The organism is Streptomyces sp. NPDC056503 (assembly GCF_042794995.1).
In the GTDB taxonomy this organism is placed as follows: Bacteria; Actinomycetota; Actinomycetes; order Streptomycetales; family Streptomycetaceae; genus Streptomyces.
The window spans coordinates 38248-44393 of the sequence record NZ_JBHTST010000057.1 but is presented as its reverse complement, the minus strand read 5'-3'; the positions used below and the strand labels follow the sequence as shown (position 1 = coordinate 44393).

Below are 6146 nucleotides of genomic sequence, written 5' to 3'. Positions count from 1 at the left end.
GCGCGGATCCTTGTGATCCGCGCCCCATCGCCGTATCGAAGGCTTTTGCGCTCCCGGCCCGCCGGGTAAGGTTAGGTTAGCCTAATCGATCTCGACGGGAGGTGATCCGCGTGTACGTCTGCTCATGCTTCGGTGTCACGGAGAAGCAGGTCAAGGAGCACGCGGAGGCCGGCGCCTGCACGCCCCGCCAGATCGCCTCCGCCTGCAAGGCGGGAACGGACTGCGGTTCGTGTGTACGCCGCATTCAGGCCATTCTCGGGCGGGGGAACTGCCCGCGCCGCGAACTCCTCGACCAGGGCATGCCGGCCCTCGCGTCGGAGACCGAGGACCTGCCCGAGGCCGTCGAGCTGCCCGAGGCCGCCTAGCCTTCCGGCCGCCTAGCTCGGCTGCTCGATGAGCGTCGAGATGTAGAGCGCCTCGCCCAGCGACTCGATCAGCTCCAGCTGGGTGTCCAGGTAGTCGATGTGGTGCTCCTCGTCCGCGAGGATCTCCTCGAAGAGGTTGGCCGAGGTGACGTCGCCCTTGGCGCGCATGACCTCGATCCCGCGCTTGAGGCGGTCGATCGCCTCCACCTCGACCTGGCGGTCCGCCTGGAACATCTCGGTGATGGTCTGGCCGACGCGCACGTGGAAGAGCCGCTGGTAGTTGGGCAGGCCGTCGAGCATCAGGATGCGCTCGGTCAGCTTGTCCGCGTGCTTCATCTCGTCGATGGACTCTTCGCGGGTGTACTTCGCGAGCTTCGTCCAGCCCTTGTTGTCCTGGATGCGGTAGTGCAGCCAGTACTGGTTGATGGCCGTCAGCTCGCCGGTCAGCTGCTCGTTCAGAAACTCCAGGACCTCGGGGTCGCCCTGCATCGCTCCAGGTTCCTTCCATCACGGGGTGTATCCGCCCCCTCACCGGGCAGGATGGCCGCATCCTCGCACTCCGAATGGGGGGCGTCCAGTAAGTGCAGGCTTAGTAGGACTTGCCCGAATGGGCGCGTCCGGGTGGGTGGCTGGTCATCACCACCCCTTGCCGTCTGTCACCATGGAGGACATGGTTCAGCCGGAGAGCGGAGTACACCGGGACGTGGGGATGCCGGAGATTTCGCCGGAGCTTCCGCCGGGGCAGCGGCTCCAGCGCGGCTGGCCGGTCACCCACTACGGTCCCGTGCCCAAGTTCAAGCCGGAGCGCTGGGAGTTCCGGGTCTTCGGCGCGACCGCCGACGGCGACAAGCGCTGCTGGAACCACGAGGAGTTCTCGGCCCTGCCGTTCTCCACGGTGGTGGCGGACCTGCACTGCGTGACCAAGTTCAGCATGATCGGCGCCGAGTGGGGCGGGGTCGCCGCCCGCGCGATCCTGGAGCTGGCGCCGCCCGCGCCGCACGTCACCCATGTGATGGTCTGGGCCGAGTACGGCTACAGCGCCAACATGCGGCTCGCCGACTTCGCCGCGGAGGGAACGATCTTCGCCACCCACAAGGACGGCGAGCTGCTCACCGCCGAGCACGGCTTCCCGCTGCGGCTCGTCGTGCCGCACCTGTACGCCTGGAAGGGCCCGAAGTGGGTCCGGGGCGTGGAGTACATGACGACCGACCGCCGGGGCTTCTGGGAGGAGCGCGGCTACCACAACCTCGGCGACCCGTGGACCGAGCAGCGCTACTCGTACCAGGAGGAACCGGGCGACGGCCCGGAGCTGTAGCAGCCCCGGGCCGTCGCGTACGGCTCCGTCAGTGGTGGTACCGGTGCACCACCGCGTGGCCCTTGCCCCGTCCGATCAGCCACTTGTTCACCGGCGTGGTGACCAGGAAGGCGACGGCGAAGGCGAAGGCGAGCGCGCCCCAGAACAGGGCGTCGCCCAGGTGCGCGTCCATGGCGCCCGGGACGAGCAGCAGTACGCCGTTGTCGACGATCTCCATCACGAGGATGGAGAGGGTGTCGGCGGCGAGCGCGACCTTGAAGGCGGACCCGAAGTCCAGGCCGGCGGCGAGGACCCCGCGCAGCGTGAGCGCGTAGCCGAAGAAGAACGCGAGGGCGATCGCGAGGACCATGGTCGGCGCGTTGCCCCAGCCCAGCGCGGTGCCGATGATCATGCCGAGGACCTCGCCGATGGCGCAGCCGGTGAGGCAGTGGAGGGTGGCCTTCGCCGCCATGCTCCAGGACGCCGTCCCGCCGTGACCGGCATGACCGGCATGACCGCCGTGACCGCCGTGACCGGCGTGACCGGCGTGACCGGCGTGACCGGCGTGACCGCCGTGACCGGCGTGACCGGCGTGACCGGCGTGACCGGCGTGACCGGCGTGGTCGCCATGACTGCCATGGTCGCCGTGTCCCGCGTGTGCCTCGTGCCCCGCGTGGGTGTCGTGGTGGGTGTGTCCGGCGTGCTGGTCGTGCGTTTCGTGCTCCATGAGGGTGCCCCCAACCTCGGGTAGCGGTTCCTGCTTCCTCAGGAACCGTATACCCCCATGGGGTATTCCTCAATGGGAAATGATCAGAAGGGGATCAGCCTCGGAGCTTCTTCAGCAGCTCGATGTCGGCGACGTGCCCTTCCTTGCCGCCCGGCGTCTCGATGATCAACGGGACACCGTCGGTGGCCGGGTGGCGCAGGAGCTGCCGGAACGCCTCCTCGCCGATGTGGCCGACGCCGATGTTGGCGTGCCGGTCCTTGTGCGCGCCGACGACGTCCTTCGAGTCGTTGGCGTGGATCAGCCGGAGCCGGCCCTCGCCGACCGTGGCGACCAGCTCGTCCAGGGTGCGTACCGCCCCGCCCGGCTCGGCCAGGTCGTGGCCGGCCGCGAAGATGTGGCAGGTGTCGAGGCAGATCCCCAGCTTGGGGTGACGGTCGAGGGCGTCGAAGTACGGGCCGAAGTCCTCCGCCTTGGAGCAGAGCGAGAAGCCCTGGCCGGCCGTGGACTCCAGGAGGAGGTACGGGTCGTCCTCGTGGGTCAGCTCGTCGAGCAGCGGCAGCATCCGCTCCCGCACCTGTGCCAGCGCCTCCTCGCGGGGGCGGCCCCCGGTCGCCGAACCGGTGTGGACGACCACGCCCCGCGCGCCGATCTCCCGGCCGCGCCGCAGCGAGTGGCGCAGCGACTCCACCGACTTCTCGACGGTGGCCTCGGTGGGGGAGCCGAAGTTGATCAGGTACGGGGCGTGCACCCAGGCCGAGATCGACTCGGCGGCGCACTCCTCCCGGAACCGCTCGTCCTGGGCGGGGTTGCCGACCGGGGTGGCCCAGCCGCGCGGGTTGGCGACGAAGACCTGGACGGTCTCGGCGCCCAGCTCGCGGGCGTAGCCGAGGCCGGTCGTGGCGAGACCGCCGGCCACGGGGACGTGGCCGCCGACGGGGTTGCGCATGGTTCTCTCAGATTCCCTTGATCGTGATGGCGACGGTGGAGCCCTCCGGGGCGGTCTTCCCGCCCTCGACGGACTGGCCCGTGACCTCGTCCCCGAGGAAGGGGAAGCTCTTCTCGACCTTCACCTCGAAGCCGGCGGCCTCCAGCTCCTCGCGGGCCTCGTCGGTCGTCATGCCGACGACGTCCGGCACCTCGACCTGGCGCGGCCCCTTGGAGACGGTCAGGGTGACCGCGTCGCCCTTCGCGGCGCGGCTGCCCTCGGCGAGGGACTGGGCGGCGACCGAGCCGGCCTCCTCGGCGGAGTGCACCCGCTCCGGCGCGACGGAGACCTTGAGGCCGGCCTCCTGGAGGGTGGCGGTGGCGTCGGCGACGGTCTCGCCGGTGACGTCCGGGACGTCGACCGGGGCGCCCTTGCTGACCACCAGCGCCACGGCCGAGTCCGGGGCCCGCTCGGTGCCCGGCTCCGGGTCCGAACCGATCACCGCGCCCTGGGCGACGGTCGTGCTGAAGGAGGTGGTGACCACGCCGGGGGCGAGGCCCTGCTCCGTGAGGATCCGCCTGGCCTCGTCGAGCGGCTTGTTCCGCAGGTTGGGCACCTTCACGATCTCCGGACCCCGGGAGAGGGTGAGGGTGACCGTGGCGTGGCTGCGGACCCGCTCGCCGGGCGCCGGGTCGACGTCCATCACGGTGCCGCGCTCGTACGCCTCGCTGAAGGCGCGCTTCGTCGTGCCCAGCTCCAGGCCGGCGTCGGCGAGCCGCTCGGCGGCCACCTGCTCGGTCTGGCCGAGGACGGCGGGGACGCGGGTGAACTGGCCGGCGTTGACGTACCAGACGCCGGCGCCGACACCCAGGGCGAGCAGGACGCCGAGGACGATCAGGAGCGGGCCGCGCGGTGCCGGGCGACGGGCGCGCCGGGGCCCGGCCGACGGGGGCTCGGGCGTCGCGAGGCGGCTGGTGTGCCGCACCTCGTGCGGGTCGGCGGCGTCCGGCCCGGGCACGGGGCGGGCGATCACGCCGGTACGGTCCTCGCCGGTGTCCCGCTGCTCGGTCCGCGCCCGCGGCGGCAGTGCGTCCAGCTGGGCGTCGGTGAGCGTGGCCCGGGCCTCCCGGAGCAGGGCGAGCAGGGCCACGGCGTCGTGCGGCCGGACCTCGGGGTTGCGGGCGGTGGCGGCGGCGACCAGCTCGTCCAGTTCGAACGGGAGCCCGGGGACGTCGGCGGACGGGGCCGGCACGTCGGTGTTCAGGTGCTGGTAGAGGACCTGGGCGGGGGTGTCGCCCGCGTGCGGCTTGGCGCCCGTCAGCATCTCGTACAGGACGACGCCGCAGGCGTACACGTCGGCCCGGGTGTCCGCGGTGCCGTGCTCGATCTGCTCGGGGGCGAGGTACGAGACGGTGCCGAGGACCGCGCCGGTGGTGGCGGTCGCCGAGCCGACGGAGCGGACCAGCCCGAAGTCGGCGACCTTGACCCGGCCGTCGTCCCCTATCAGCACGTTCTCCGGCTTCATGTCCCGGTGCACGAACCCGGCCCGGTGCGCGGCGCCGAGCGCGGCCAGCACCGGCTCCAGGATGTCCAGGGCGGCGCGGGGCTGCAGGGCGCCGCGCTCGCGGAGCACGTCGCGGAGGGTGCAGCCGGAGACGTACTCCATCGCCAGGTAGACGTACGCGCCCTCGGCGCCCTGGTCGAAGACGGCGACCACGTTCGGGTGCGCGAGGCGGGCGACGGACTTCGCCTCGCGGATGAACCGTTCGACGAAGACGGCGTCGGCCGCCAGGGCGGGGTGCATCACCTTGAGCGCGAGGACGCGGTCGAGGCGGGTGTCGACGGCCCGGTAGACCGTGGCCATCCCGCCGACGGCGATGCGCGCGTCGACGCGGTAGCGGCCGTCGAGCAGCCGCCCGACGAGGGGGTCCTGAAGGGTCGTGTCCACGGCGTCGAGTCTACGAGCCGGTAGGGACGGGCCCCGCCCTCCGGGGCCCGACCGCAGCACGCTTGTGACGTACCCCGCTCCGCGCCGGGGTCAGAACGCGGGGCGTTCCGGGTCGAGGCGGGCGCGGCCCTCCGTCGGGGAGGACGCCTCCGCGAAGTGGCGCCGGGGGATGCGGCCGGCGCGGTGCGCCAGCCGGCCCGCCTCGACCGCGTGGCGCATCGCCGAGGCCATCAGGACCGGCTCCTGCGCGCGGGTCACCGCCGAGGCGAGCATCACCGCCGCGCACCCCAGCTCCATCGCGAGCGCCGCGTCGGAGGCGGTGCCCGCGCCGGCGTCGAGGATCACCGGGACGCCGGCCCGCTCCACGATCAGCTCGAAGTTGTGCGGGTTGCGGATGCCGAGGCCGGAGCCGATGGGGGAGCCGAGCGGCATGATCGCCGCGCAGCCGACGTCCTCCAGCCTCCGGGCCAGGACCGGGTCGTCGTTGGTGTAGGGGAGGACGGTGAAGCCGTCGTCCACGAGGGTCTCGGCGGCGTCGAGGAGCTCCACCCCGTCGGGGAGGAGGGTCCGCTCGTCGGCGACCACCTCCAGCTTGATCCAGTCCGTGCCGAGGGCCTCCCGGGCCAGCCGGGCGGTCAGCACGGCCTCGCCCGCGGTGTAGCAGCCCGCCGTGTTCGGCAGCACGCGGATGCCGAGCCGGTCGAGGACGGACAGGACCGAGCCCTGCACGGTGGGGTCGAGGCGGCGCATGGCGACCGTGGTGAGCTCGGTGCCGCTCGCCACCAGGGAGCGCTCCAGGACGTCCAGGCTGGGGGCGCCGCCGGTGCCCATGATGAGCCGGGAGGAGAACTCCGTACCACCGAGGGTGAACACGTCGTCGGACATCG

7 protein-coding genes are annotated in these 6146 nt (G+C 72.2%); 2 read left to right on the top strand and 5 right to left on the bottom strand.

What is annotated here, in order from left to right:
* Nucleotides 1-101 precede the first annotated feature (101 nt).
* Nucleotides 102-365: a bacterioferritin-associated ferredoxin gene (locus tag ACFQ8C_RS18970; protein ID WP_383458638.1), complete on the top strand. Its 264-nt coding sequence runs from the start codon at nucleotides 102-104 to the stop codon at nucleotides 363-365.
* A gap of 12 nt (nucleotides 366-377) precedes the next feature.
* Here the strand turns inward: ACFQ8C_RS18970 and bfr are convergent, their stop codons facing one another.
* Nucleotides 378-854, bottom strand: a complete 477-nt coding sequence (gene bfr / locus ACFQ8C_RS18965) for a bacterioferritin (RefSeq protein WP_043223049.1) — start codon at nucleotides 852-854, stop codon at nucleotides 378-380.
* Nucleotides 855-1035: 181 nt separating this feature from the next.
* Here bfr and ACFQ8C_RS18960 point away from each other — a divergent pair, with 181 nt between their 5' ends.
* The gene (locus tag ACFQ8C_RS18960; protein WP_383458635.1) at nucleotides 1036-1680 is read left to right on the top strand and encodes a sulfite oxidase-like oxidoreductase; all 645 of its coding nucleotides are present in this window, start codon (nucleotides 1036-1038) and stop codon (nucleotides 1678-1680) included.
* Nucleotides 1681-1708: 28 nt separating this feature from the next.
* On the opposite strand, the gene ACFQ8C_RS18955 is transcribed toward ACFQ8C_RS18960, so the two are convergent.
* The 4 genes from ACFQ8C_RS18955 to ACFQ8C_RS18940 form a co-directional block, all read right to left on the bottom strand.
* Entirely contained in the window at nucleotides 1709-2386 is a 678-nt protein-coding gene (locus ACFQ8C_RS18955; protein WP_383458632.1) for a DUF4396 domain-containing protein, read from the bottom strand.
* Nucleotides 2387-2480: 94 nt separating this feature from the next.
* Nucleotides 2481-3332: a deoxyribonuclease IV gene (locus tag ACFQ8C_RS18950; protein ID WP_383458629.1), complete on the bottom strand. Its 852-nt coding sequence runs from the start codon at nucleotides 3330-3332 to the stop codon at nucleotides 2481-2483.
* Nucleotides 3333-3339: 7 nt separating this feature from the next.
* Nucleotides 3340-5259, bottom strand: coding sequence for a Stk1 family PASTA domain-containing Ser/Thr kinase (gene pknB, locus ACFQ8C_RS18945; protein WP_383458626.1), 1920 nt, complete (start codon nucleotides 5257-5259; stop codon nucleotides 3340-3342).
* A 90-nt stretch (nucleotides 5260-5349) separates the two neighbouring features.
* Nucleotides 5350-6144, bottom strand: a complete 795-nt coding sequence (locus ACFQ8C_RS18940; RefSeq protein WP_383458623.1) for a thiazole synthase — start codon at nucleotides 6142-6144, stop codon at nucleotides 5350-5352.
* Between the last annotated feature and the right edge of the window lie 2 nt (nucleotides 6145-6146).